The sequence below is a fragment of the Serratia sp. CoH_122_TC_1 genome (assembly GCF_058191755.1).
The window spans coordinates 11,622-36,947 of record NZ_JBXWLA010000029.1; the positions used below are offsets into that span (position 1 = coordinate 11,622).

General features: G+C 53.8%; 32 protein-coding genes and 1 pseudogene. 18 read left to right on the forward strand and 15 right to left on the reverse strand.

The window, feature by feature from the left end; all coding sequences use genetic code 11:
• The first annotated feature begins 177 nt into the window (after positions 1 to 177).
• The 4 genes from deoC (at position 178) to deoD (ending at position 4,657) form a co-directional block, all read left to right on the forward strand.
• Positions 178 to 957, forward strand: a complete 780-nt coding sequence (deoC, locus tag AC2FC2_RS25465; RefSeq protein ID WP_209634924.1) for a deoxyribose-phosphate aldolase — start codon at positions 178 to 180, stop codon at positions 955 to 957.
• A 69-nt stretch (positions 958 to 1,026) separates the two neighbouring features.
• Positions 1,027 to 2,349: a thymidine phosphorylase gene (deoA, locus tag AC2FC2_RS25470; RefSeq protein WP_490660103.1), complete on the forward strand. Its 1,323-nt coding sequence runs from the start codon at positions 1,027 to 1,029 to the stop codon at positions 2,347 to 2,349.
• A 185-nt stretch (positions 2,350 to 2,534) separates the two neighbouring features.
• Positions 2,535 to 3,758 carry a phosphopentomutase gene (gene deoB / locus AC2FC2_RS25475; RefSeq protein WP_209634929.1) on the forward strand — a complete coding sequence of 408 codons (1,224 nt, stop codon included), beginning with the start codon at positions 2,535 to 2,537 and terminating at the stop codon, positions 3,756 to 3,758.
• Between the two features lie 167 nt (positions 3,759 to 3,925).
• Positions 3,926 to 4,657 carry a purine-nucleoside phosphorylase gene (gene deoD / locus AC2FC2_RS25480; RefSeq protein WP_061807400.1) on the forward strand — a complete coding sequence of 244 codons (732 nt, stop codon included), beginning with the start codon at positions 3,926 to 3,928 and terminating at the stop codon, positions 4,655 to 4,657.
• 74 nt (positions 4,658 to 4,731) lie between these two features.
• Here deoD and AC2FC2_RS25485 read toward each other — a convergent pair whose 3' ends face one another.
• A complete protein-coding gene (locus AC2FC2_RS25485) occupies positions 4,732 to 5,421 on the reverse strand; it encodes a YtjB family periplasmic protein (RefSeq protein WP_490660104.1) in 690 nt (229 codons plus the stop codon).
• 104 nt (positions 5,422 to 5,525) lie between these two features.
• Between AC2FC2_RS25485 and serB the strand changes: the two genes are divergently transcribed.
• From serB to AC2FC2_RS25505, 4 genes are all read left to right on the forward strand, one after another.
• Positions 5,526 to 6,503: a phosphoserine phosphatase gene (gene serB, locus AC2FC2_RS25490; RefSeq protein WP_209634935.1), complete on the forward strand. Its 978-nt coding sequence runs from the start codon at positions 5,526 to 5,528 to the stop codon at positions 6,501 to 6,503.
• A 145-nt stretch (positions 6,504 to 6,648) separates the two neighbouring features.
• Positions 6,649 to 8,034, forward strand: a complete 1,386-nt coding sequence (gene radA, locus AC2FC2_RS25495) for a DNA repair protein RadA (RefSeq protein WP_020825123.1) — start codon at positions 6,649 to 6,651, stop codon at positions 8,032 to 8,034.
• A gap of 56 nt (positions 8,035 to 8,090) precedes the next feature.
• Complete coding sequence (gene nadR, locus AC2FC2_RS25500; RefSeq protein WP_209634937.1) at positions 8,091 to 9,365, forward strand: multifunctional transcriptional regulator/nicotinamide-nucleotide adenylyltransferase/ribosylnicotinamide kinase NadR; 1,275 nt, start codon at positions 8,091 to 8,093, stop codon at positions 9,363 to 9,365.
• A 127-nt stretch (positions 9,366 to 9,492) separates the two neighbouring features.
• Positions 9,493 to 10,968, forward strand: a complete 1,476-nt coding sequence (locus AC2FC2_RS25505; RefSeq protein ID WP_490660105.1) for a glycosyltransferase family 39 protein — start codon at positions 9,493 to 9,495, stop codon at positions 10,966 to 10,968.
• Here AC2FC2_RS25505 and AC2FC2_RS25510 read toward each other — a convergent pair.
• On the reverse strand, positions 10,962 to 11,963 hold the full coding sequence (locus tag AC2FC2_RS25510) for a zinc-binding alcohol dehydrogenase family protein (protein ID WP_209634940.1): 1,002 nt from the start codon (positions 11,961 to 11,963) through the stop codon (positions 10,962 to 10,964). The two genes, AC2FC2_RS25505 and AC2FC2_RS25510, sit on opposite strands and share 7 nt — an antisense overlap.
• Positions 11,964 to 12,061: 98 nt before the next feature.
• Here AC2FC2_RS25510 and AC2FC2_RS25515 point away from each other — a divergent pair, with 98 nt between their 5' ends.
• Positions 12,062 to 12,973, forward strand: a complete 912-nt coding sequence (locus AC2FC2_RS25515; RefSeq protein WP_209634942.1) for a LysR family transcriptional regulator — start codon at positions 12,062 to 12,064, stop codon at positions 12,971 to 12,973.
• Positions 12,974 to 13,002: 29 nt separating this feature from the next.
• On the opposite strand, the gene ettA is transcribed toward AC2FC2_RS25515, so the two are convergent.
• The 11 genes and pseudogenes from ettA to AC2FC2_RS25570 all read right to left on the reverse strand — a co-directional run.
• On the reverse strand, positions 13,003 to 14,670 hold the full coding sequence (gene ettA, locus AC2FC2_RS25520) for an energy-dependent translational throttle protein EttA (protein ID WP_037420609.1): 1,668 nt from the start codon (positions 14,668 to 14,670) through the stop codon (positions 13,003 to 13,005).
• Between the two features lie 29 nt (positions 14,671 to 14,699).
• Positions 14,700 to 15,992: a site-specific integrase gene (locus AC2FC2_RS25525; RefSeq protein WP_490660106.1), complete on the reverse strand. Its 1,293-nt coding sequence runs from the start codon at positions 15,990 to 15,992 to the stop codon at positions 14,700 to 14,702.
• A 13-nt stretch (positions 15,993 to 16,005) separates the two neighbouring features.
• Positions 16,006 to 16,302 carry an excisionase family protein gene (gene xisR / locus AC2FC2_RS25530; RefSeq protein WP_260679782.1) on the reverse strand — a complete coding sequence of 99 codons (297 nt, stop codon included), beginning with the start codon at positions 16,300 to 16,302 and terminating at the stop codon, positions 16,006 to 16,008.
• A gap of 45 nt (positions 16,303 to 16,347) precedes the next feature.
• Positions 16,348 to 16,926, reverse strand: coding sequence for a 3'-5' exonuclease (locus AC2FC2_RS25535; RefSeq protein ID WP_490660107.1), 579 nt, complete (start codon positions 16,924 to 16,926; stop codon positions 16,348 to 16,350).
• Complete coding sequence (locus AC2FC2_RS25540; protein WP_490660108.1) at positions 16,923 to 17,348, reverse strand: hypothetical protein; 426 nt, start codon at positions 17,346 to 17,348, stop codon at positions 16,923 to 16,925. The genes AC2FC2_RS25535 and AC2FC2_RS25540 overlap by 4 nt, the downstream gene beginning before the upstream one ends.
• Positions 17,345 to 17,914, reverse strand: coding sequence for a helix-turn-helix domain-containing protein (locus AC2FC2_RS25545; protein WP_490660109.1), 570 nt, complete (start codon positions 17,912 to 17,914; stop codon positions 17,345 to 17,347). The genes AC2FC2_RS25540 and AC2FC2_RS25545 overlap by 4 nt, the downstream gene beginning before the upstream one ends.
• Complete coding sequence (locus AC2FC2_RS25550) at positions 17,901 to 18,095, reverse strand: hypothetical protein (protein WP_490660110.1); 195 nt, start codon at positions 18,093 to 18,095, stop codon at positions 17,901 to 17,903. The genes AC2FC2_RS25545 and AC2FC2_RS25550 overlap by 14 nt, the downstream gene beginning before the upstream one ends.
• On the reverse strand, positions 18,092 to 18,391 hold the full coding sequence (locus AC2FC2_RS25555) for a hypothetical protein (RefSeq protein WP_490660111.1): 300 nt from the start codon (positions 18,389 to 18,391) through the stop codon (positions 18,092 to 18,094). Before AC2FC2_RS25555 ends, AC2FC2_RS25550 begins: the two co-directional genes overlap by 4 nt.
• The gene (locus AC2FC2_RS25560; RefSeq protein ID WP_490660112.1) at positions 18,388 to 18,570 is read right to left on the reverse strand and encodes a DUF1482 family protein; all 183 of its coding nucleotides are present in this window, start codon (positions 18,568 to 18,570) and stop codon (positions 18,388 to 18,390) included. The genes AC2FC2_RS25555 and AC2FC2_RS25560 overlap by 4 nt, the downstream gene beginning before the upstream one ends.
• Entirely contained in the window at positions 18,570 to 19,103 is a 534-nt protein-coding gene (locus AC2FC2_RS25565) for an HD family hydrolase (protein WP_490660113.1), read from the reverse strand. The genes AC2FC2_RS25560 and AC2FC2_RS25565 overlap by 1 nt, the downstream gene beginning before the upstream one ends.
• An 83-nt stretch (positions 19,104 to 19,186) precedes the next feature.
• Positions 19,187 to 19,612, reverse strand: a pseudogene (locus AC2FC2_RS25570) (DUF2303 family protein); the annotation flags it as partial.
• Between the two features lie 14 nt (positions 19,613 to 19,626).
• Between AC2FC2_RS25570 and AC2FC2_RS25575 the strand changes: the two are divergent.
• Complete coding sequence (locus AC2FC2_RS25575) at positions 19,627 to 19,929, forward strand: ECs1072 family phage-associated protein (RefSeq protein ID WP_490660123.1); 303 nt, start codon at positions 19,627 to 19,629, stop codon at positions 19,927 to 19,929.
• Here AC2FC2_RS25575 and AC2FC2_RS25580 read toward each other — a convergent pair.
• Positions 19,826 to 20,092, reverse strand: a complete 267-nt coding sequence (locus tag AC2FC2_RS25580; RefSeq protein ID WP_490660114.1) for a hypothetical protein — start codon at positions 20,090 to 20,092, stop codon at positions 19,826 to 19,828. The two genes, AC2FC2_RS25575 and AC2FC2_RS25580, sit on opposite strands and share 104 nt — an antisense overlap.
• Before the next feature lie 203 nt (positions 20,093 to 20,295).
• Positions 20,296 to 20,958, reverse strand: coding sequence for a LexA family protein (locus AC2FC2_RS25585; RefSeq protein WP_185959354.1), 663 nt, complete (start codon positions 20,956 to 20,958; stop codon positions 20,296 to 20,298).
• A gap of 92 nt (positions 20,959 to 21,050) precedes the next feature.
• On the opposite strand from AC2FC2_RS25585, the gene AC2FC2_RS25590 reads away from it, so the two are divergent.
• The 8 genes from AC2FC2_RS25590 to AC2FC2_RS25625 form a co-directional block, all read left to right on the forward strand.
• On the forward strand, positions 21,051 to 21,248 hold the full coding sequence (locus tag AC2FC2_RS25590; protein WP_490660115.1) for a Cro/CI family transcriptional regulator: 198 nt from the start codon (positions 21,051 to 21,053) through the stop codon (positions 21,246 to 21,248).
• A gap of 25 nt (positions 21,249 to 21,273) precedes the next feature.
• Positions 21,274 to 21,747, forward strand: a complete 474-nt coding sequence (locus AC2FC2_RS25595; RefSeq protein ID WP_490660116.1) for a YmfL family putative regulatory protein — start codon at positions 21,274 to 21,276, stop codon at positions 21,745 to 21,747.
• A 162-nt stretch (positions 21,748 to 21,909) separates the two neighbouring features.
• Positions 21,910 to 22,092 carry a hypothetical protein gene (locus AC2FC2_RS25600; protein ID WP_490660117.1) on the forward strand — a complete coding sequence of 61 codons (183 nt, stop codon included), beginning with the start codon at positions 21,910 to 21,912 and terminating at the stop codon, positions 22,090 to 22,092.
• A complete protein-coding gene (locus AC2FC2_RS25605; RefSeq protein WP_490660118.1) occupies positions 22,089 to 22,790 on the forward strand; it encodes a phage antirepressor KilAC domain-containing protein in 702 nt (233 codons plus the stop codon). Before AC2FC2_RS25600 ends, AC2FC2_RS25605 begins: the two co-directional genes overlap by 4 nt.
• A 1-nt stretch (position 22,791) precedes the next feature.
• Complete coding sequence (locus tag AC2FC2_RS25610; RefSeq protein WP_490660119.1) at positions 22,792 to 22,971, forward strand: DUF4222 domain-containing protein; 180 nt, start codon at positions 22,792 to 22,794, stop codon at positions 22,969 to 22,971.
• Complete coding sequence (locus AC2FC2_RS25615; RefSeq protein WP_490660120.1) at positions 22,968 to 23,987, forward strand: helix-turn-helix domain-containing protein; 1,020 nt, start codon at positions 22,968 to 22,970, stop codon at positions 23,985 to 23,987. Before AC2FC2_RS25610 ends, AC2FC2_RS25615 begins: the two co-directional genes overlap by 4 nt.
• Positions 23,984 to 24,226, forward strand: coding sequence for a hypothetical protein (locus AC2FC2_RS25620; RefSeq protein ID WP_490660121.1), 243 nt, complete (start codon positions 23,984 to 23,986; stop codon positions 24,224 to 24,226). The genes AC2FC2_RS25615 and AC2FC2_RS25620 overlap by 4 nt, the downstream gene beginning before the upstream one ends.
• On the forward strand, positions 24,223 to 25,326 hold a 1,104-nt coding region (locus tag AC2FC2_RS25625; protein ID WP_490660122.1), incomplete at its 3' end, for a DNA methyltransferase. The genes AC2FC2_RS25620 and AC2FC2_RS25625, both read left to right, overlap by 4 nt.

Below are 25,326 nucleotides of genomic sequence, written 5' to 3' on the forward strand. Positions count from 1 at the left end.
AGCGCGAATCGCCCCGGGCGATCGTGTTCAAATAGCTATTACTGACCCTGCACGAAACGAAGGGTCATGCGCGGTGAGAAGGATCTCAGTGGCCGCCGTGGGAGCTCTGTTCCCCAGCGCTGTCTTCAAGGAACCAAGTCCGCTCGCCAACATCCAGGTTCTCAGTTGGAGAGTTTTATGACCGAACTAACCGCAGCAGCGCAACGTGCGCTGACCTTAATGGATTTAACCACGCTGAACGATGATGACACCGACGAGAAGGTGATCGCGTTGTGTCGTCAGGCGAACAGCCCGGCAGGCCATACGGCGGCCATCTGTATTTACCCGCGTTTTATCCCTATAGCGCGTAAAACGTTGCGCGAACAGGGGACGCCGGATATCCGCATTGCGACCGTAACCAATTTCCCGCATGGCAACGACGATATCGACATCGCGCTGGCGGAAACCCGTGCGGCTATCGCCTACGGTGCTGATGAAGTGGATGTGGTATTCCCTTATCGCGCGTTGCTCGCCGGTAATGAGCAAGTGGGATTTGAACTGGTAAAACAGTGCAAACAGGTCTGTCAGGCGGCTAATGTCCTGCTGAAAGTGATCATCGAAACCGGTGAGCTAAAGCAGGCGAATCTGATTCGTAAGGCGTCGGAGATTGCCATCAAGGCCGGTGCTGACTTTATCAAAACCTCTACCGGTAAAGTGCCCGTCAACGCGACGCTGGAAAGTGCTGAGCTAATGATGTCGGTGATCCGCGATATGAATGTCGCCAAAACCGTAGGCTTTAAGCCGGCCGGTGGTGTTCGTACGGCGGAAGATGCGCTGCATTATCTGCAACTTGCCGATCGTATTCTGGGTGAAGGCTGGGCCGATGCGCGTCATTTCCGCTTCGGGGCGTCCAGCTTATTAGCCAGCCTGCTGACGACGCTGGGCCACAGTGCCGAGACGTCCGGTAGCGGTTACTGATCGATTACGTCGGCAAGGCGCGATACGGCGCCTGCCTGCACCCTACATTCGCTAAAACAGGGGGATGCCTTGTTCCTGGCACAAGAAATTATTCGTAAGAAACGTGACGGTCAGCCGTTGAGCGAAGCGGAAATCCGCTTTTTCATCAATGGGATCCGTGACAATGTGGTTTCCGAAGGTCAGATCGCCGCGCTGGCGATGACCATTTATTTCCACGATATGACCATGCCGGAGCGCGTGGCGCTTACCATGGCAATGCGTGATTCCGGCACCGTGCTGGACTGGAAAAGTCTGTCGCTGAATGGACCTTTAGTCGACAAGCATTCCACAGGCGGTGTGGGCGATGTGACGTCGCTGATGCTCGGTCCCATGGTCGCCGCATGTGGCGGTTATGTCCCAATGATTTCTGGTCGTGGTTTGGGCCATACCGGTGGGACATTGGACAAGCTGGAGGCCATCCCGGGCTTTAATATTTTCCCGGACGACAATGCCTTCCGTAAGATTATTCAGGACGTAGGCGTTGCGATTATCGGCCAAACCAGCTCGCTGGCACCGGCGGACAAGCGTTTCTACGCGACCCGTGACATTACCGCGACCGTGGATTCTATCCCGCTGATCACCGCGTCTATTCTGGCGAAAAAGCTGGCAGAAGGCCTGGATGCCTTGGTGATGGACGTTAAAGTCGGTTCTGGTGCCTTTATGCCAACTTACGCGTTGTCGGCTGATTTGGCACAGGCGATTGTTGGCGTGGCCAACGGTGCGGGCTGCAAAACCACGGCATTGCTGACAGACATGAACCAGGTACTGGCTTCGAGCGCGGGTAATGCGGTGGAAGTGCGTGAAGCGGTGCGCTTCCTTACCGGTGAATACCGCAACCCACGCCTGTTGGAAGTGACCATGGCGTTGTGCGTGGAGATGTTGCTTTCCGGTGGGCTGGCGAAAGACGACGCCAATGCGCGTGCCAAGCTCCAGGCGGTATTGGACAATGGTAAGGCAGCAGAGGTGTTTGGTCGGATGGTGGCTGCACAACAAGGCCCGACCGATTTCGTTGAGCGTTACGACAGCTATCTGCCTGCGGCAACCCTGAGCAAGCCCGTTTATGCTGAGAAGCAGGGCATTATCAGCGCGATGGATACCCGCGCGCTGGGCATGGCTGTCGTGTCACTGGGCGGTGGCCGTCGTCGTGCGACCGACAGTATTGATTACAGCGTGGGCCTGACTGGCATGGCGCGTCTGGGCGACAAAGTGGATACTCAGCAACCGCTGGCGGTGATCCATGCCAACGACGAAGAAACTTGGCAGCAGGCGGCCGAAGCGGTCCGCAGTGCCATGACGCTAAGCGACAAAGCACCGGAAGAGACGCCGGTAGTTTACAAACGCATTTCGGAATAAGTATTACCTTTACAACATTTATAGCGGTAGCCAAACTCGCTGCCGCTATACCCAATGAATTTCAAGATGCAGGTAGGCGGCAACGGAAGGAATCCCCAGGAGCTTGGTAAATCCAGTGACTGGGGTGAGTGAAGGCAACCCACACACCTGCGGCTTGAAAGACGACGGGTATACAGGAGAGCATGATGAAACGCACATTTATTATGGTATTAGACTCATTCGGTATTGGCGCAAGCGAAGATGCTGAGAAATTTGGCGATCAGGGTTCCGATACGCTGGGCCATATTGCCGATGTTTGCGCGCGCGGTGAAGCCAACGTTGGCCGTCAGGGCCCGTTGACACTGCCTAACCTGAGCCGTTTGGGCTTGGGTAAAGCGGCGGAAGAGTCCACTGGCACCTTCCCGCAAGGGCTGGATCGCAATGCGGATATCATTGGTGCCTACGGTTATGCCAGCGAGCTTTCTTCTGGTAAAGATACGCCGTCAGGCCACTGGGAAATCGCCGGTGTGCCGGTCTTGTTCGACTGGGGCTATTTCAGCGACGAGCACAACAGCTTCCCACAAGAACTGCTGGACAAACTGGTTGAACGTGCCAATTTGCCCGGCTATCTCGGCAACTGCCACTCATCCGGCACGGTGATCCTCGACCAACTGGGTGAAGAGCACATGAAAACCGGCAAGCCGATTTTCTACACCTCTGCTGACTCAGTGTTCCAGATTGCCTGCCATGAAGAAACTTTCGGCCTGGACCGTCTGTATGAGCTGTGTGAAATCGCCCGTGAAGAGCTGACGGAAGGCGGTTACAACATCGGCCGCGTGATTGCGCGTCCTTTCCTGGGCGACAAGCCGGGCAACTTCCAGCGTACCGGTAACCGCCATGATCTGGCAGTAGAACCACCTGCCCCTACCGTGCTGAAAAAGCTGGTGGACGAGAAGGGCGGTGAAGTGGTGTCGATCGGTAAAATTGCCGATATCTACGCTAACGTGGGCATCACCAAGAAGGTCAAAGCGACCGGTATCGACGCATTGTTTGATGCAACCCTGATCGAAATGGAAAAAGCCGGTGACAACACCATTGTGTTCACCAACTTTGTTGATTTTGACTCCTCTTACGGCCACCGCCGTGACGTTGCAGGCTATGCCGCAGCATTGGAGCTGTTCGACCGCCGCCTGCCTGAGCTGTTAAAATTGGTTAAAGATGAAGACATCATTATCTTCACCGCTGACCACGGTTGCGATCCAACTTGGCCGGGCACCGACCATACCCGTGAGCACATTCCGGTATTGGTTTACGGTCCGAAAGTAAAACCAGGCTCATTGGGTCACCGTGAGACCTTCGCCGACATCGGCCAGACGGTCGCCAGCTACTTTGGCGTGTCACCGATGGATTACGGTAAATCCATGCTCTAAGCCCCCTATTTCAAGCTGCAGCGTTATTAGCTTTATGCGTGGGCCCCAGTGACTGACTCAAGTCAGTGGCTGGGGACTCGCCCACGAGTGAGGGCACTGCAGTTTGGCGTTCAATGGTTTGGATGTTTGACGTTTTTATTCAATACGATTTCTAAAGGAAGACAATTATGGCTACGCCGCATATTAATGCTGAAATGGGTGATTTCGCTGACGTAGTACTGATGCCGGGCGATCCGCTGCGTGCAAAATACATCGCGGAAACTTTCCTGGAAGGCGCGGTGGAAGTGAATAACGTGCGCGGTATGCTGGGCTTCACCGGGACTTACAAAGGTCGTAAGATCTCTGTCATGGGCCACGGTATGGGGATCCCATCTTGCTCCATTTATGCGCGTGAACTGATTGCCGAATTCGGCGTGAAGAAAATCATCCGTGTGGGTTCCTGTGGCGCGGTTCGTGACGATGTCAAACTGCGTGACGTGGTGATCGGTATGGGTGCTTGCACCGATTCCAAAGTGAACCGCATGCGTTTCAAGGATCATGACTATGCGGCGATTGCCGATTTTGACATGGTGCGTAACGCAGTAGACGCAGCGGCAGCGCAGGGTATCCCGGCGCGCGTGGGTAACATCTTCTCTGCTGATTTGTTCTACACGCCAGATCCAGACATGTTCCAGGTGATGAAGAAGTACGGCATCCTGGGTGTGGAAATGGAAGCCGCCGGCATCTACGGTGTGGCTGCGGAGATGTACGAAGAGTTCGGTTGTAAAGCACTGACCATTTGTACCGTTTCAGACCACATTCTGCGTCATGAAGCGACCACCGCGGCAGAGCGTCAGACCACCTTTAACGAAATGATCGTTATCGCGCTGGAATCTGTACTGCTGGGTGACAAAGCGTAATAACACTGCGGGCGCGGCACCCTGCCGCGCCCCTGAGCTTCACGTTATTCTATTTACGCCTCTGCATGCGGCCCTCAGCGTTTTTTCTCTTCTTCTTTCTTTTCTTCCGGCTGTTCGTCATCGTCATTTTCCACCGTGTTACCCTCATCCAAAGGGGTATTGGCGGTCAGGAGATACGGTGACTGTTGCCAGCGGCTGCGACGGTGTTGCAGTAAGGTTCGGGCCAGAATAATGCCGATCGCCAACGCCAGCAGGATCATCAGGCGCAGCAGGTTGGTGGTGTTGTCCACCTGTTTGGATTCAGTTGCCAGCACGTGGGTATCGAGCGTGATGCGGATAAAGCCAATCGGGCCGTCTTTGCTCTGAATAGACTCCACCAGTTGGTGGTTGAAGTAACTCCCGGCGCGTTTGCCATCAAGCGACAGGCGATCGCGTATACTTATTTGCTCACCGGCATGGGAAATCAATGTGCCGTCAAGCTGATAGACGCTGGCGTCCAGAATACGGCTGTGATCGGTGAGCTGTTTGAGAATGGCATTGATGCGCTGATTGTCGACATCACTGTCGTCGTCCATCAGGGGAGCAAGGCTCGACGCCACCTGTTTGGTCAGCGTTTGTGCCAGTTCTTCCACCTGTTCGGATCGCGCCAACTGGTGACTCAGGCTAAAATAGGACGCACCCTGCATCAACAAAACCAGTAAAGCCAGGCAAATCAGGATAATAGCAGTGCGGTGCAGGCGGAATTTCAGTTTAGCGCGAGCCATGCAGGTTCCTTGGGCATCTTGGACACTTTATGTTGCCAGAACCAATGGCGATAGGATAGCTTGATGCGTCGTTTTATCATGCAGTGTTTTTTCAGGAGTTAAGGATGTCGAATAGTCTGACCTATTGCGATCTCCCGGCAGAGATCTCTCAATGGCCGGGTCTTCCCCTTTCGCTGAGCGGTGACGAAGTGATGCCGCTGGATTATCGGGCGGGTCATACCGGTTGGCTATTATATGGCAGAGAACTGAACAAAACGCGTATCACCGATTTCCAGCGTAAGTTGGGTGCGGCGATGGTGATCGTGACCGCCTGGTGTGTTGAGGATTATCAGGTTGTGCGTCTGGCCGGTACGTTGACGGCGCGCGCCAAGCTGCTGGCGGCAGAGAGCGGGCTGGATGTGGCGCCGCTCGGCAAGATCCCGCATTTGCGCACTCCAGGGTTGCTGGTGATGGATATGGATTCGACCGCAATTGAGATTGAATGCATTGACGAGATAGCCAAACTGGCAGGCGTGGGCGAGCAAGTGTCGGAAGTCACCGAGCGTGCGATGCGAGGCGAATTGGACTTTACTGCCAGCCTGCGCCAGCGCGTAGGTGCGCTTAAAGGTGCCGATGCCAATATTCTCAAGCAGGTGCGTGATGAGTTGCCGTTGATGCCTGGATTGATCAGCCTGGTGCGTAAGTTACAGGCAATGGACTGGCATGTGGCGATTGCTTCTGGTGGTTTCACTTATTATGCCGAGTACCTGCGCGACAAACTGAAATTGGTCGCGGTGGCGGCCAATGAGCTGGAAATCCGTGACGGCAAGCTGACCGGTGACGTTTTGGGGCCGATAGTCGACGCGCAGTTCAAAGCGGATACGTTAGTTGCGTTGGCCGAAAAGCTGGGCATCCCAATACAGCAAACTGTCGCCATCGGCGATGGTGCCAACGATTTGAAAATGATGCAGGTTGCCGGATTAGGCATCGCCTATCACGCCAAACCGAAAGTGTATGAGAAGGCGCAGGTGTCGATTCGCCATGCTGACCTTATCGGTGTGCTGTGTGTACTGACCGGCAGCCTGAAACACGAAGTTCGCTAAACCCGTCATACTTGAAGCTGCCTCCGCGTTAGCTGCGTGCGCTCACCCCCAGTCACTTACCTAAGTAAGCTCCTGAGGATTCCCGCACTGGCTGCCTTGATGCAACTCCAATTATCTAGGGTATAAAAAATGATTGAGGTAATACGTGGCAAAAGCAGCAAAACGGGCGTTTGTATGTAATGAGTGTGGGGCTGATTATCCGCGCTGGCAGGGGCAGTGCAGCGCTTGTCACGCCTGGAACAGCATTACAGAAGTGCGCCTGGCTGCCGTATCTTCTTCTTCTCGCAACGAGCGCCTTAGCGGTTATGCCGGCGATGCTGGCATCAGCAAAGTGCAAAAGTTGTCGGATATCAGTCTCGAAGAGTTGCCGCGTTTCTCTACCGGTTTTCTTGAGTTTGACCGCGTGCTGGGTGGGGGAGTGGTGCCGGGCAGCGCGATCCTGATTGGCGGTAATCCCGGTGCCGGTAAGAGTACGTTGCTATTACAAGTATTATGCAAACTGTCCGAACAAATGAAGACCCTGTACGTTACCGGTGAGGAATCCTTACAACAGGTTGCCATGCGTGCCCACCGTCTCGGTTTGCCGACGGGGGGCCTGAATATGCTGTCGGAAACCAGTATCGAACAGATCTGCCTGATCGCCGAGCAGGAGCAGCCAAAGCTGATGGTGATTGACTCCATCCAGGTGATGCACATGGCGGATATTCAGTCTTCGCCGGGCAGCGTGGCACAGGTGCGTGAAACTGCCGCTTATCTGACGCGCTTTGCCAAAACACGCGGTGTGGCGATAGTGATGGTTGGCCACGTGACCAAAGACGGTTCTCTGGCCGGGCCGAAAGTCTTGGAGCACTGTATCGACTGCTCGGTACTGCTGGACGGCGATGCCGATTCGCGTTTTCGTACCTTGCGCAGCCACAAAAACCGCTTCGGTGCGGTGAATGAACTGGGCGTGTTCGCCATGACCGAACAAGGTCTGCGTGAGGTCAGCAACCCGTCGGCCATCTTCCTGAGCCGGGGTGATGAGGTGACCTCAGGCAGTTCGGTTATGGTGGTCTGGGAGGGCACAAGGCCGTTACTGGTAGAGATCCAGGCGCTGGTCGATCATTCCATGATGTCCAACCCGCGGCGGGTGGCGGTTGGCCTGGAGCAAAACCGCCTGGCTATCTTGCTGGCGGTGTTGCACCGCCACGGTGGCTTGCAGATGTCCGATCAAGACGTCTTTGTTAACGTCGTCGGCGGGGTGAAAGTGAGTGAAACCAGCGCCGACTTGGCGTTGCTGATGTCGCTGGTATCCAGTCTGCGAGATCGCCCGCTGCCAAACGATCTGGTGGTGTTTGGTGAGGTCGGTCTTGCGGGAGAAATCCGTCCGGTGCCCAGTGGTCAGGAGCGTATTTCTGAGGCGGCCAAGCATGGCTTCAAACGGGCTATCGTACCGCACGCCAACGTACCGAAAAAACCGCCGGCCAACATGCAGGTGTTCGGCGTGAAGAAGCTGGCGGATGCACTTGACGTGCTGGAACAGTTTTATTAATTGCCACGTGGGGTGAAGATTATGCTATTTTGTTTAGCATACTAAACGGAGGGGCTATGCGGCAATTTGATTACCTGAAGGCGTCGATTAAGCAGAAGAACTGTACCCTGCAACAGGTGGCAGATGCCAGTGGCATGACCAAAGGCTATCTTAGCCAGCTGTTAAACGACAAAATCAAAAGCCCGAGCGCCCAGAAACTGGAAGCGCTACACCGTTATCTGGGTCTGGAGTTTCCGCGTCGTGAGAAAAAGGTCGGTGTGGTGTTTGGTAAATTTTACCCTCTGCATACTGGCCATATTTACCTGATTCAACGTGCCTGCAGCCAGGTAGATGAACTGCACGTGATCCTGTGCCACGACGAACCGCGCGATCGGGAGCTGTTCGACAATAGCTCGATGTCGCAGCAGCCGACGGTCAGCGATCGTCTGCGCTGGCTACTGCAAACCTTCAAGTACCAGAAAAACATCCATATTCATTCATTCGACGAGCAGGGTATTGAACCCTACCCGCACGGCTGGAATGTATGGAGCGACGGGATGAAAGCTTTTCTGGAACAGAAAGCCATCGTGCCGAGTTTTATCTATTCCAGCGAAGCGCAGGACGCCCCGCGTTATCGCGAACATTTGGCGATTGAAACCATCCTGATCGATCCAGAACGTTCATTTATGAATATCAGCGGCAGCCAGATCCGCCAGGATCCGTTCCGCTATTGGGACTATATCCCGACCGAAGTGAAACCCTTCTTTGTCCGCACCGTGGCGATTCTCGGCGGTGAGTCGAGTGGCAAATCGACGTTGGTGAATAAGCTGGCGAACATTTTTAATACCACCAGCGCCTGGGAATATGGCCGCGACTATGTGTTCTCGCACCTGGGTGGTGATGAAATGGCGTTGCAGTATTCTGACTATGACAAGATCGCGTTGGGTCAGGCTCAATACGTTGATTTCGCGGTTAAATATGCCAATAAAGTGGCGTTTATCGATACTGACTTTGTTACCACCCAGGCATTCTGCAAGAAGTACGAAGGCAGGGAGCACCCCTTTGTGCAGGCGCTGATTGATGAGTATCGGTTTGATCTGGTGATACTCTTGGAAAATAACACCCCATGGGTGGCGGACGGCCTGCGGAGCCTCGGCAATCCCAACGATCGCAAAGCCTTCCAGCAGTTGTTGGAGGAGATGCTGCGCGCCAATAATATCGAGTACGTGCACGTAGAATCCAGCGGCTATGACGAGCGTTTCCTGCGCTGTGTCGACTTGGTAAAACAGCTGTTGGCGGCCGACGCCAGCCGTTTGATAGCGGCACCTGAAAATCAGCACGTCATTGGTTGATGCCGCCCAATGTGTGATCACCTGGGCAAAATTAGCCGTTAAACGCTGGATTTCACTGTTGTTTAGTTAAGGTTCATTAATCATTTATTAGGTTAAGCGTTTCGTCGAAACAAATGCCGTAGAGACTATGACGTATCGCTTACTTGCTATCTGGTTACTGTTCTATGCCGCTGCCTGGACACTGCTGACTGTTCACCTCGATCCAACCGTGCCTTACGATGCTGTCGAAGCCGTAAACTGGGGCATCAATGCAGAGTGGGGCTCGCCGAAAAACCCGTGGCTAGTGGGTGTAGCGATGCACCCGGTGATTTGGTTGCCCTGGTTGCCGTTAAATATCTATTGGTATGCGAGCCACTTTGTGGCAATCGCCATAGGTATGCTGGGGGTATGGCTTCTGGCGCGGCACCTGAGTGGCAGCACCCGGCTGGCTTGGTTGGCACTGTTGACGCTGAACCTTTCAGGCATCATTAATTTCGATATTATCCCCTATAACGACAACTATTTGCTGGTGATGCTGTGGCCCTGGATGATGCTGTGCTTTCATCTGGCGATCACCCGTTCCGCTAACTGGTGGCTGGCGTTTGCCGTCACGGCGGGTTTGGCGACGATGGCGAAGTACTCAACCTTTGCATTTGTTTATTTCGCTTTCCTGTCGACGCTGTTTATACCCCATATTCGCCGCTGCTACAGACAGCCTCAGTTTTACCTCGCAGTTGCTGCTTGGCTGGCTATTGTCGTGCCAAACCTGGTTTGGCTGTGGCAGCATGACTTTGCCGCATTCAAGTGGGTCGACTCGCAAGTCAAAATGCAGTTAAACCTGGATATGCTGCAATCGCTGCTGTTGGTGTTTTATCCGTCATTGTTCCTGTGGCTGATTTTGCGACGTGCGGGAGCGGTGCTGGCCTGGCCTGACGATCCTTCGATGCGGGTGCTGTTAGGCATCTATCTGTTGCCGCTGGGCATTATTACTTTCTGGTTTTCCTTCAATGTGGGGGGCCGATTGACCGAGTGGCTGCAACCTTTCTTTGTGTTGGCTCCCGCGTTGTTGGTGGGCTGTGTAAAACAACCGCCTCACCGTTCGTTGCGCAGTGCTGTCGTGGGGATGATGTGCGCAGCGCTGGTGATTTATCTGGGTTATGCCGCCATCATGGTCGGCAACGTGCGTAATGCTGGGCAAAAGATGGTGGGGATCAAGGCGTTCAGTGCTGGAGTTGAACAGCGTTGGTTGCAACATTACGGAATGGAATTAAATTATGTCGGTGGCGCTTATTTATCACAATGGATGACGGTGTATGCCGCTTCGCGCCCGGAGACGATTACGCGTTGGTCCAATCATGAGCGGCCGAACATTTATAACGCCCATGTCAGTTATGCGCAGATTGCGCAGCACGGGGCCGTGCTGTTCGGTCACTTGGGGGAGTCCTGTGAGCAAACGGATTTCGATGGCGCTCTGGCCAGTTGGCCCAAGATACGCATTGACGTGCAGCAAAGCCTGCCGTTCCAAGCCGATCCTAAAGCTGCGCCGCAACCGGTGTGCATTGCTTTTGTGCGGCCGGAAAAGGCGCGTGACGCCATAACGCCACGCGCTTTGCCTCATCAGTAAACAATCACCAATTTGCCCTGCATATGGCCGTCGCGCAGTTTTTCATGCGCGGCGGTCAGGTTGTCTACCGTCAACCCATGCAGCGTCTCACTCAGGGTGGTGCTTAACTTCCCTTCGTCGAGCAGCTGCGCGACGTGCTTGAGGATCTCACCTTGCTGGGCAATGTCCGGCGTGTTGAACATGCTGCGGGTAAACATTAATTCCCAGTGCAGTGCCGCACTTTTCAACTTCAGGGCGCTCTGGTCCAGCGGTTGCGCATTTTCTACGATGGTGCAGATGTGGCCCATCGGCGCGATCAAGTCAGACATTGCTTTCCAGTGACCGTCGGTGTCGTTCAGGCAAAGAATATAATCCACGTTCTCAATGCCTTGCTGTGCAAGGTTGCCTTTCAGGTCGTGATAATCAACGACCAGATCGGCGCCGCGCTCCAGGCACCAGGCTGCTGATTCCGGGCGTGAGGCGGTTGCAATCACCTTCACCTGGCTGCGCTGTGCGGCAAAGGGGATCGCCAGCGAACCGACGCCACCGGCACCGCCAATAATCAACAGGGTTTTCCCTGCTGCCGCGTCCTGAATTTTCAGGTGTTCGAACAAAGCCTCCCAGGCGGTCAGGGCAGTCAGCGGCATGGCGGCGGACTCTGCCCAGTTCAGGCTGCGCGGCTTGTGGGCCGTGATACGAGAGTCAATCAACTGAAGGGTGCTGTTGCTGCCTGGACGAGTGATATCGCCGGCGTACCAGACCTCGTCGCCGGGTTTGAAGCCGCTGACGCTGCTGCCCACGTCAACCACGATACCGCTGGCATCCCAGCCGAGGATGCGCGGCTGTTGCAGGCCACTTTTTTGCAGGCCAGCGTGGACCTTGGTGTCCACCGGATTGACCGACACCGCTTTAACGTCCACCAACAGATCGTATTGACCGGGAGTGGGCTTTTCCGGGTTGATCTCAATGAAAGCTGCGGGGTTTTTGGGGTCTACGGCAATGGCTTTAATCGGCATGACTGTGCTCCTTTCGAATGAATAGCCACAGTGTAGACCTCTTGATGGGGAGTGATAAGATGGACAATAACTAACTAAGTGTTCGTTTGAGGTGAACAATGCGGTTTAAACAGTTACAGGACATGGCGCTGTTTGCGCTGGTGGCCGAGTGCGGCAGTTTTACCGCCGCCGCCAAACGCGCCGCTTTGCCAAAATCCAGCGTCAGCCAGCGGATTAGCCAATTGGAACAAACGCTGGGCCTGCGGTTACTGAATCGCACCACCCGTCAGCTCAACCTGACCTTTGCCGGTGAGCGTTATTTGGAACACTGTCAGGAAATGCTCACCGCCGCCGAACGGGCAGACCTGGCGCTGCAACGGTTGCGTGATAATCCCAGCGGCCGGTTACGTATATCGACCCCCGCAGGCTTAGGCGCAACCTTGTTACCGCGGCTGACTGCGGATTTTCAACGCCAATATCCAGATGTCTCACTGGAAGTGTCGGTGTCTGATGCGATGGTAGATATGGTGCAGGAAGGGTATGACGCAGCGCTGCGGACCGGCAAGCCACAGGACTCTTCACTGATTGGCCGCCGTTTGGGCCATGCGCCACGTTATTTACTGGCCTCATCGGCTTATTTGGCGCAGCACTCACCGATCCTTCACCCGCAGCAGTTGCAGCAGCATCGGTGTATTGCACACAGTTCCTGGCCGGCCTGGAACCTGCGCCGGGGGGATGAATATTTCCGTTGGCAGCTGCCGACGCGGCATATTACCGATAACCTGCTGTACGCGCGTGAATGTGCCATTGCCGGGGCCGGGATAACCCTCTTGCCGGCATTTCTTAGCCGCGAGGTGGTCGCGCAGAAGCAGTTGGTAGAAGTGCTGCCGGAATGGCAGGCAGAAGGTAATGAGCTGTATTTGGTCTATCCGAGCCGCAAGCTGAATTCGCCGGCGCTGGCCTGTTTTATTGACGTGGTGCTGCAACACCCGGTATTTGACGATTACGCCCGCGAGCTGGCGCGGGATTAAAAAAGGCGCCGCATGCGGCGCCTTTCGGATTACTTGGCGATTCTTTTGTACTTGATACGATGTGGCTCAAGCGCTTCAGCGCCCAGCGTACGTTTCTTGTACTCTTCGTATTCGGTGAAGTTGCCTTCGAAGAATTCGACGTTGCCTTCATCCTGGTAATCCAGAATGTGGGTGGCGATACGGTCAAGGAACCAACGGTCGTGCGAGATAACCATCGCGCAGCCTGGGAATTCCAGCAGGGCGTTTTCCAACGCGCGCAGGGTTTCGATGTCCAGGTCGTTGGTCGGTTCGTCGAGCAGCAGCACGTTGCCGCCAACCTGCAGCAGCTTGGCCAGGTGCAAGCGGCCACGCTCACCACCGGACAGCTCGCCTACGCGTTTGCCCTGATCGACGCCCTTGAAGTTAAAGCGGCCGACGTAGGCACGGCTTGGCATTTCAGTGTTGCCGATACGCATGATGTCCTGACCGCCGGAGACTTCTTCCCAGACGGTTTTGGCATTGTCCATGCTGTCGCGGAACTGATCGACCGAGGCCAGCTTAACGGTATCGCCCAACACGATGCTGCCGGAATCAGGCTGTTCCTGACCGGACATCATGCGGAACAACGTCGATTTACCGGCGCCGTTCGGGCCGATAATGCCGACAATCGCGCCCTTAGGTACTGCGAAGGTGAGATCGTCAATCAGCACGCGGTCGCCGTAAGACTTACGCAGGTTGCTGACTTCAACGACTTTATCCCCCAGGCGTGCGCCAGGTGGGATAAACAGTTCGTTGGTCTCGTTACGCTTTTGGTATTCAGTGCTGTTCAGCTCTTCAAAGCGCGCCAAACGGGCCTTGCCTTTAGACTGACGGCCCTTAGCGCCCTGACGAACCCACTCCAGCTCTTTCTCAATGGATTTACGACGAGCGGCTTCAGAAGAGGCTTCCTGTGCCAGGCGAGCGTCTTTTTGTTCCAACCAGGAAGAGTAGTTACCTTCCCATGGAATACCTTCACCACGGTCAAGCTCGAGGATCCAGCCGGCCACGTTGTCGAGGAAGTAACGGTCGTGCGTGATCGCCACAACGGTACCTTCGAAGTCGTGCAGGAAGCGTTCCAGCCAAGCCACGGATTCAGCATCCAGGTGGTTGGTTGGTTCGTCGAGCAGTAGCATGTCCGGTTTTTCCAGCAACAGGCGGCACAGCGCTACGCGGCGACGCTCACCACCGGAAAGGTTGGCGATTTTCGCGTCCCATTCTGGCAGGCGTAACGCATCGGCGGCACGCTCAAGCTGGGTATTCAGATTGTGGCCATCATGAGCCTGAATGATCTCTTCCAGGCGGCCCTGTTCAGCGGCCAGCTTGTCAAAGTCAGCGCCTTCTTCAGCGTACAGCGCGTACACCTCATCCAGGCGTTTCAGAGCACCAACCACTTCCGCCAGCGCCTCTTCGACCGACTCGCGGACGGTATGCTCCAGGTTCAGTTGCGGTTCCTGTGGCAGGTAGCCGATTTTAATCCCTGGCTGCGGGCGAGCTTCACCTTCGATATCGGTATCGATGCCAGCCATGATGCGCAGCAGGGTGGATTTACCCGAGCCGTTCAGACCCAGCACACCAATTTTGGCGCCAGGGAAGAAGCTCAGAGAGATATTTTTCAAGATGTGACGCTTCGGCGGAACCACTTTGCCGACGCGATGCATGGTATAGACGTATTGAGCCACGGTGCTCTAACCCTCTTGGTTACTGGTTTTTATGATGTCCCACTCTTGCTATGGGGCATGTATGGGGCATTTTTACTGAGCTTTGAATTCAACAGTGTTAACTGGTCACTATTGTGGTCCGGGATCCAGTCACCGTACACGTTGAACAGCATCTGCGCCGAGGTATGCCCCATCTGCGTTGCAATAAACGCAGGGTTGGCCCCGGCGGACAGTGACCAGCACGCATAAGTATGGCGCGACTGGTACGCATTTCGATGCCGAAGTTTAGCCCGTTTTAACGTTTTATCCCAGCTATCACTGATTGAGGTGACCGTATAGCGATCGCCCACGGCACCGTGACCATTCACACCAGGCTTGAAAACGAACGTGCACGGATCCTTCCTCGATTTCCCCACCTCCCTCAGTACCACGTTAACCAAAATTTGCGGCATCAATCGGGTGATGGCCTGTTGTCTTTTCAGGGCGTCGACCGCCGGCTGCATCAAAAAAATAACGCGGTCGGTACCGGCCTGCGTTTTTGGCAACGTGTACTGCTTCACTGAGGTCCAGTTGCGGCGCACCGTGAGTGTGCCTGCATCCAGATCGATATCTTCCCATGCCAGCGCGGCGATCTCCCCATGACGTAACCCGGTATAAACGGCCACAGTCCACAGGTTAATAGTTTGCTCATTCAGGCAAGCATTGATAAAGCGCGAGAATTCATCCTGCGTCAGTGGATCCGGCCGGACCTTAGCCCGCTTTAACTTGCTGACAGAAATCCCCGGGTCGACATCAATGTAACCATTGTCATAGCCAAACTTGATGGCTCCCTTGGTACAGGTCATATAGTCGTTAACCGTGGCCACGCTTCTGCCTTTGGTGACGGTTTTCCGGTTACGCCGCGGTCGCTGCAGGCCGGTGAGCAGCTCGTTACGCAGTCGCAGTAAGTCTTCCTGCGTCAGCGTTCTGGCCAGCCGGCCTTTGCCGAGGATCTGGCTGCAGGTTTCCAGCTTCACTTCGTATCGACGGAGCGTATTCAGTGACAGTTCCGGGGTCTTCAATGACAGGTAGCGCGACAGCAGGTCCGCCACCGTCAGATCCTTCGATGCCCCTTTGTTTTCTGCAACAGCAGCAGATTGAGGAAACTGTTTCGCATAGTCAAAAGTGCCTGAGCGGATCGCAAAACATATCGCCTGGCGCATTTCGCCGGCCGTTTTCCTGTTTCTGGGTGTATCCGGGAGCCCCAGGGACTCCCGATGACGTTTGCCGTTAAAAATAAACCAGACGCGAAGGTAGCCACCGTGGCTCTCGACCCCGGTGGGATATGCTCTCTTCTTCTCCATAACATAGCCTTATTCAGTCCGTCGGCTGGCGGCCGCGCTGGGTGGCGAACCAGGCGTTTATCGTGGGGAGGTGATACATGGTGTCGCTGTTAGGCTTGTTATCGCCATCGGTTGCAACTAATACCCACTCCTTCCCCTGGCGCCAGGCGCCCTTACGACGGTAAGCACGGATCTTCCCCTCCGAAATTCCGGTGACCAGAATTAACCACTCTTTGGTCAACCATTCATTCGGCTGGATGATGAATACGCCCATGCCTTCTAAGGCTGGTATCTTGATGCCTTGCAAAGCAGACAGATCAACAGTAGACATATTATTTCTCCACGTTTGGGGCCCGCTGCAACGGGCCGGAATTAATTACAGTTCGGTATGTTGCTGGTGGGGTTTCAGTAATCGCTGGTGGATTGCTGAAACGTATTGCGCCTGGTGAATGGCATCAGCCAGCGCGTTGTGGCGTTCTCCGTCGAAGGGCAGATCACGTTTTGGGTCAAACCCAATCCGCCGGCCGAGGTTCACCATGGTGCGCACGTCCAGATCGTTGAACCAGTTCCAGCAGGGCGGCACACCGCAGCGCTCATAAGCCCCGCGAAGAATGACATTGTCGAAGGCGGCGCCGTTGCCCCAGACCTTCAGGTACTTCGGCTGATTGCAACCGAGAGCAACAAAACGAGTGAGGGCATCGAGGGAATCAGCTATTGGTTTGGCTTCGTCGTCGGTGATCGCCGCTCGGGCTTCACTGCTTTGCTTCAGCCACCAGTTAATGGTATCGCCATCAGGAACGGCGCCGGCGGCCAGCTCGCTTGCCAGATTCACAGCTGTATAGAACTGCGGTCCCAGTTCGCCGGTGGCCGGGTCGAAGAACACAGCACCGATCGCCACGATTGGCGCGTTGGGCTTGTTGCCCATGGTTTCCAGGTCGATCATTAAGTCGTTCATTGTTTCTCACCTTGTGTTGGCGCTGCTGCCAGGATTGCGGCGCGGCATACTGCAATAGCTTCTTTTGCGCGGTTCCATGCGTCATGGCCGCGATCGGAAATGCGGATCACCTCGTCCATTGCCTCTAACATCTCGCTGGTCACTGCTGGCGCTGGCGGGGCGGTGAATAATGGCTGCGACCGCCAGAACTTAACTTCGCGCGCTAGAATTCTCGCTGCGTTCGCCATAGGTGAATTATCATCGTCTGCCAGCACATTACTGATTATCGGATCTTTCAGGTACGTGAGGTATTCTGGAACTGCCACAGGCTGCGCCTCCCGGTTAGCCAGGAGTTCTGCTGCAATTTTCTCAGCCTCACCCCATCGCAAGCTAGGCGATCGGCGCTCTGCTATTTCTCGCAGTCTTTCAAGCGGCAGAATCATGCATTCAATCTCCCATAGTCTTCGAGTTCTAAGTTTGTACGGCAGGTGAAGTTGATCCAACGCCAGACGGTGCTGGAATCCACCACGTCCATCTTTTCGGCGATTTCAGTAGCGATTAGGCCTTCGTCAGCCAACTTTCGGCACAGATCAACATCGTAGTCGCTGTATTTCGCATGGGGATGGTGTTCGCCACGCGGCTTTCCGGGGTTAATTCCGCGCTTGCGCATTGCTGTGCATACAGCTTCTCGTGTCCTACCCAAATGCCGTGCTATTTCTTCCTGGGTCAGCCGCTGCCGATTATCTTTCATGAACTTTATTTCCCAATCGGCGTAATCCCGAAAGCATCTGTACAGCTGGATTCCAAGGCTTTCAGCTTTCTGCCGAACGACCCTGGGTGAAACGCCGAACATTTTCGCGATCATTGGCGTCGGAATTACTGGGCCGAGGCGAAACAGCATTGCCACCCGCATTGGGTGCCAGCGCCTCTGCCGAACCTTCCCTTCGGCCCAATCACTCCAAACTACTCGCTTTATGTTGGGATATAGATTTCGTTCATTTGCTGGCATCACGCACCTCCACCTTGTCCAAGAACACCGCGCGAGATGGCGACCAGTCGCAATACGTATCAGTTTCAACATGACCGAAAATTGCCTTGCAGCGGCGTATGTGCCCGCAATTTCCGCACGCCTTGCCCGCCGGAAGTTTCATTTTGTCCGGGTCGGATGGGTCAAAGTTGAGCTCTTTCATTTTGCCTCCCGATTCTTAGCCAACCATTCGCGATTGGATCGGCATATCTGGGCCAGAATATTTAGTTCGATGAGAAAACCGCACATACCCTTGGCAGTTCGACGAATGCCATTCCTGTTAGACTTGCCAACCGAACGTCGAGCCTTACGGATAGCCTTGCGGTTATGCGCGTTGCACACCTCAATCCAGCGGTCTTTATCCTTATTTTTGTAAGGTGCGCGGGCCTTGTTCTGACGTGAAATTTGCTCCGTGAGATGCGCTTTATTTAAAGCGTGAAGATAGGTTACTTTGCTCATTTTTCCTCCTGGCGCTGGGCCGGGATCACACCATCTACCGGCAGGCATTCATACTGAGGTGGTAACTGCTGCTGGTGGATATCCGCCAGGCAGTTGCTTTGATCTGGATACACCCAGCCTTGCGGCACGAATTCGCACGGCTGGTACGTGTAGCAGACGAGCAGGAACAGGCCGAACATCACGTAGCCCTCTTGGCGGTCAGCTCGTGGAAACGCTGCAGGAACATAGTTCGAGCCTGCACCGGATTTACCGGAGAGACGAAAAAGTCTTCAGAAGGGGCGATCCCTTCGAGCATTGGCCACGGTGTGCCGTCGTCAATATCGAGGTCGCGGCGTTCGGTGGCCAGCATCACTAGATCCGCATGCTTGACTGCTGGGCTATTCGTAGCCGGGAGATTAAATTTATAACGAATAACAAAATCAATATTGTTTTCAATGCCACGATAATCAGGAATTAATTGCTTAAGAGGCGATGGGATATCTTTACAATAAGCTTCATGAGCATCATGTAATAATGCTTCAAGTGCATATTCAGCAGGCACTATATGACTGGCAATAACACAGTGCTGAGCCACGCTATAAAATTCAGGGATATGCCCGTTAAAGCGGCATTCATGTGATAACGCTTGAGCGATATCTTCAATACAAATATCGTCCACGGATGGCGAGGCGTAATCAAAACGCTTGCCAGTAAATGTTAGAATCCAAGACATAATTTCTCTCCACACAGTTTTTGGCAACACTTCACCAAATACCCCATTGCTGGGGTATTTGAGGCTGTATTACTAAGGTTTAATTAAGCTTTAAATTTACCGATGAAGGATTCGACTTCAACGCCATCGAACTTGCTGATCAGTAGGTCTCGGAATTCAGCGGCAATTTCTTCCTCAGCTGTTTCCAACTGAACAATTCGTAGAACCAAAATCGGCTTATCGCTGGTGATAATGCTGTAGCGCAATTTGAAGGGGCGCTCGCCCAGACCTTCATAAGGTACGCATTTGAATTCGAAGGCCGCCGGCATAACGTCTTTGCTCTTGGCTTCAACGCTTTCCATCAGCGAGCGTTTGCCACTGAAGTCGTTCTCTTCATGATCGGAGGTTGAAATTGACTCAATGGTGATGCGGCGGACGGCACCAACAGCCTGCTTGATATCCAGCACAGTGCCATCAGCATCAAAGGCTAACAGGAAGTCACGGTTATCTTCCAGCCATTCAGCTATGCGCCCTAGATGCCGTCCTGGCACAACACCGGGTCGATTTTGGGACCCGATATAACGATCTGAAAGGTGTCTCGGCGCTTCATCACAAACTGCTACTAAAGTACAAGTGGCCATTAACCGAGATACGTTCGTTATCGCTTTCTGATGCAATGCTTGCCTTGCACGACGAGCTAAAAATTGAATCGTTACCGGCTGAAGCCTCTCGCATACTTGCGTCTATTGCTCTAGATCAGCACTTCGTTGTGTTCCCTGACCTACTGGATGAAGAGTGGGACCCAACTTTTGCTGACAAACTTCTATACAACTCCGAAGACCGATAACTCTTATATCTTCGGTAATCACCGCAAGCCTCAGCTCCATTGAGGCTTTTTCCATTTGCAATGCTTTTAACTGGCGCATGGCAGATAATTTTTCCTGCATCCATGCATATAGTTCATCGTTGGTAAATTCATTTGCGACGATAACTGGCTCTCGCTTACTCATCACCTAAACCCCTTACTGAGTATCACTGCTTAGCGAATCATCCCGATCTTCATGCGCCTCGGGCGGCTACTTCGTGGGCGTCCTGCCTGTTCGCTGTTGATGGGTTTAATGTAACTATAGTTACCTTTGTCGTCAATAGTGAAATGTACTTAAAGTTACATTGATGGGCAAAAAGAAGCCCCGAAAGGGGCTGGGTGAGATTGTTAGAGGTCTTGTGTAACCTGGACTACGCGGCCAATAATCCGGCAATTTCCATCTATTTCTATAGGTTTAAAGTTTGGATTAAGTGGCATTAAGTACTTATTCGGTCCATCAATCACTAGTTTTTTTATTGTTGCTTCAGAACTACCTTCGACCATTGCAACGACGATTTTTCCAGACAGTTCCTCAACTGAACCATAGTGAGGTTCCACAATAACCGTTGATCCTTCAGGTATTGTTGGGCTGCCATTGGGGTTAGTCATCGACTCACCACGAACATCAAGGCCAAAAGCATCATCGGAAACATTCACTGTTGTACTACACCACCTAAGAACATCTGAAATGCGTGCTGCGGTGTAGGAATCTGTCCATGATCCGGCCTGCACGGAGGATATTACTGGAATATTATATGGGGTCGCAGCAATGGGTTTTAATTTCGTGTCATCTGAGCTTGTTTCGCCACCTTTGCCATAGAGAAGCCACTCAGGGTTAGACGATAAAACCCGAGCTAAAACGTGTAAGTTTTCCCCATCGGGTTGAGTGACACCCGTCTCCCATTTGGTGACGGATACCCGACTCACGCCAACGGCTTTTGCTAACTGGAGCTGGGTCATATCCAACTGCAGTCGCCGCATACGAATTCGATCGTTCATTGCTGTTTTCATGTAACCAATGTTACGCGATAAGAGTGTGAAAGGTGTTTGCTTTGTTATGTACCTTTTGTTACCTTTATCGTGTAAATCAATAAGGAGTTTCTATGTACAAAGAAACAGTAATTTCCCATTTTGGCGGTGTAGTTAATACCGCGATGGCGTTGGGAATAAAACATCCGGCGGTGTGCCGATGGGGGAAAGTTATCCCCGAAAAACAGGCCATGAGAATCGAGCATTTAACTGGTGGGGAACTCAAGTACCAACCAGATCTGTATGTGAAGTCTACCGCTCCGGCGGCATAACCGTAACTACCAAAGGAAAAACAACATGGTAGAGCCAAATTTGAAAGATGTAGTGAAAGGCATGTGTAAGGCGGTCGCTGGTGGCCGTTCGGCTATGGCCGGCGCACTGGGTATGTCTGAGACGGCTTTTAACAACAACCTGTACGAGAAGAACGGCTGCCGCTTCTTCGAGATCAGCGAGTTGGAAGCAATGGAAGATATTTCCGGTACCAACCTGCTGGCCCATTATTTCGCTCGGCGCCGCGGCTTGCTGGTGGTGGAGATCCCGGAGTTGGAAGAACTGGACCAGGTGGAGTTATTCAGCAAAAGCATCCGCACTGCCGCACACCGTGGCCATGTGGATCAAATCATTCAGGAGTCGCTTGCTGATGGAGTTATTGATGAGAAAGAAGCTGCCGAGATCATGCGTTATCACCGCAAGCACCTTCAGGCGCGTGATGCAGAGGTTAGGGCTGTACTGGCGTTGTTTGGCAAAAAAGCCAAATGTCAGAAAGGTTGACGCCCAGTGGTTGCAGCCCCTGGGCGTCGGTGCGAGTAAATCAGTGTGTGGAGAAATAATCGCATGAGCAATTTAACCAGAAATTCAGTGGTGCCGCAAATTCGTTGCCGTGCAATGACTGGCGGTAAATCTGCGTCGCCGTTCCGGTATGAAGTAAATGTAATGGGTCGGTGGATTGCCAGCAACTACCAGTTTGCCCGCTGGGTGGTAGATAGCGGTCACTGGCTGGCCCGTGGTCAGGAGGGGATAGAGCGTCTTCATGCAGCTCATCTTTTAACCCAGCCGTTGGCTGAGTTCGAATTTGCCCACAATGGCAACACCTACGCCGAAGGAGGTGCAGCATGAACAGCATGATCGCCATTGATAGTGTTGCCATTCGTCAGGATCCGCAAGGTCGTTACTGCTTGAACGACCTGCATCGCGCGGCCGGCAATGAGAAACGCCACACTCCAGGCTATTGGCTTGAGAACGAGCAAACTAAATCGCTTGTTGAATTATTGAGCGTTACCGGAAATCCGGTATCGGTCATTCGTGGGGGGAATCTACAGGGGTCATACGTCTGCAAGGAGCTTGTTTATTCGTATGCCATGTGGATAAGCCCAGAGTTCAACCTCAAAGTCATTCGCACATTTGACGCAGCACAATCAGGTTTTGTTCCTCAATCACTGCCTGAAGCATTGCGCCTGGCCGCCGACATGGCCGAACAGAAAGCCGCCCTGGAGCAGAAGGTGCAGGCTGACGCGCCGAAAGTGGCCTTTGTCGATCACTACGTTGACGCCAGCGGTGCCAAGAGCCTGCGTGAGACAGCCAAAACCCTGAACATGCCAGAGAAGGCGATGATTGAAGCGCTGATCCGCGATCGGGTGTTGTTCCGCCAGTCCAATAACCTCCTCCCGCATTCGCAACGTCAGCGAGAGGGGCTGCTTACTGTGAAAACAGGCACCTCCGACCATTCAGGCCATGCCTATACGCAAACACGCGTGACGCCGCGCGGCATTCAGTGGATTGCTGAGCGTTATGCCTCTGAACTGATGGTGGGTTGACATGGCGAATTTACTCATCCAGGCAGGCAATTATTACCGTGATCGCAACCATGTGACCGTGTTGGTTCATGAAGTTGATCAGGACTATGAAACGGTTACTTACAGCCTGATTGGCTACGAATGGAAGATGACCACCACGCTGATCGTATTTCGGTCACGATTTATCAGGTTTGAATTATGAGTACAAAACTAACCGCATACGTGTGGGATGGCTGCGCGGCGGCAGGTATGAAGCTGTCCATGGTTGCCATCATGGCGCGTCTGGCTGATTTCTCGTCTGACGAGGGCTTATGCTGGCCTTCCACCAAGACCATTGCCCGTCAGATTGGTGCGAGTGAAAGCACGGTCAGTGCAGCGCTGGCGAAACTTGTTGAGGATGGTTGGATTAGTCGCCAGCAGCGCCGCAAGGGCAACCGCAACACTTCAAGCATGACTCAGTTGAACGTTGAGAAGTTACGGGCAGCGGCAAACTTTCACCCTCCAGAATCTGATACGTCAAAATCTGATGCATCAAAATTTGATACCTCAAAATCTGACCCGTCAGAATCCAGCAAGAAAGGGCGTTTTGACCCTCCAGAATCTGGATACGATCCGTTAGTAAATTCAAAACAAGATCCATCAGTAATAAAACCTGTTGGTCAACTGGCTGAGCCAGCCGACCCGCAAGCGGATGATTCTCTGAAAATCGACTACCAAGCCGTGCTGGACGTATTCCACGCCACGCTACCTACGATGCCAAAGGTTATCAAAATCACTGATGCCCGCCGGAAGGTGCTGCGCAAACTCTGGAAGGATTACGACCTGAACCAGGACAAGTGGGGTGCTTACCTGCGTTACATCGCCAAGAAATGCCAGTGGATGCTGGAAGACAGACCGGACACAAACAGCGGCAGGACGTGGCGCAAGAAGGATTTCGACTACCTGATCACCGAGAGCTGCTACCTCAAGGTCAAGGAGTTTCGCGCTGACGATCTGCCTAAGGTCCAGAAATTGGATACCACCGCCCGCGATGACGCCTACCTGAGAATCGTGACCCAGCGCCGCAAGCCACGCAATGAGGTTGAACGGATTGCCCAGCAATTGGCTGGTTCCCTGGGGCGTATGACCGACTACGACGCCAGAAAGGCATGGGCAGGGATTTGGGGTAAGGCCGTGGACCAAGCCAGCGAGAACGATTTGGGGAGATTGGCAGGATGAAACCAGCAACACATCAAATTTTAGGCGTCACCGTATTCCCGCTGGTGGCCATGCTGCAACAGGTTCGCCGCTGGTGGTCGATTCGCTACTTGCGCAGGCTTTGGGCTGATGATCAGGATCTGCGCCGTATCGCCCGGGAACGAAACTGGGTGGGCGTACTGAATCACTTCAACATCGAGGCGGGTTATCGCTTCATCAAGCTGCTGGCCACTGCTGAACAGCAAAGGGGGATCCTGTGATTTATCAACTCAATGTAGGCCGCTGTGAGGATGTTATCCGCGGTATGGCTGATAACTCTGTTGATTCCATTGTCACTGATCCGCCGTATGGGCTGAGCTTCATGGGGCATAAATGGGATTACCAGGTACCGACTGTTGACCAGTGGGTTGAATGCCTGCGTGTTCTGAAGCCTGGCGGACATCTGCTGGCATTTGGTGGGGCGCGTACTTATCACCGCCTGGTGGTGAACATCGAGGATGCCGGTTTTGAGATCCGCGATCAGCTGATGTGGATTTATGGCAGCGGCTTCCCGAAGTCGAAAAACCTTACCGGTGATAACCAAGGGAAGGGGACCGCATTAAAACCTGCGCATGAGCCGATCGTAATGGCCCGTAAGCCACTGGTTGGCACGGTAGAGGGCAATGTTGTCCTGTTCGGCACTGGTGCTCTAAATATCGATCTTTGCCGGGTACCGACAGAGGAAGCTTTAATCGGTGGTGCTGGTGGCCTGCTGTCGCATGTGCGTGACGAGAAAGCCCCAGAGAGTGGGGAGTGGAAAGCAGATCAGCTCGGCCGATGGCCTGCAAACGTCCTGCATGATGGTAGTGAAGAGGTGATCACCGAGTTTCCACAAAATGCCGGCGCCCGGGCGCCAGTAAAGGGAACAGAGCCAACAGCCAATGGTTTCAGCGGTCCTGTGAAGTTTGGCGGCATGATTGATCGGGTAGCCAGCTACCACCATGGTGATCAAGGCAGCGCCGCGAGATTCTTCTACTGTGCAAAGGTCAGTAAATCTGAGCGTGATGAAGGGATGGAGCGCTTTGTACCGTACACGGCCAGTGATATGACCGGCGGAAGAAAGGAGGGCAGTGCTGGCATGAATGACCCCCGCGCTGGTGCCGGGCGTACTGGTGGTGCCAGGAATATCCATCCAACGGTGAAACCTGTAGAGCTGATGCGCTACCTTTGCCGGTTGATCACCCCTGCCGGTGGTGTCGTGCTGGATCCGTTTATGGGGTCAGGGTCCACCGGTAAAGCTGCTCTACTCGAAGGTATGGGATTTATCGGTATTGAGCTGGATCCTGACCATCTGACAACGGCCGCGGCGCGTATTGCGCAT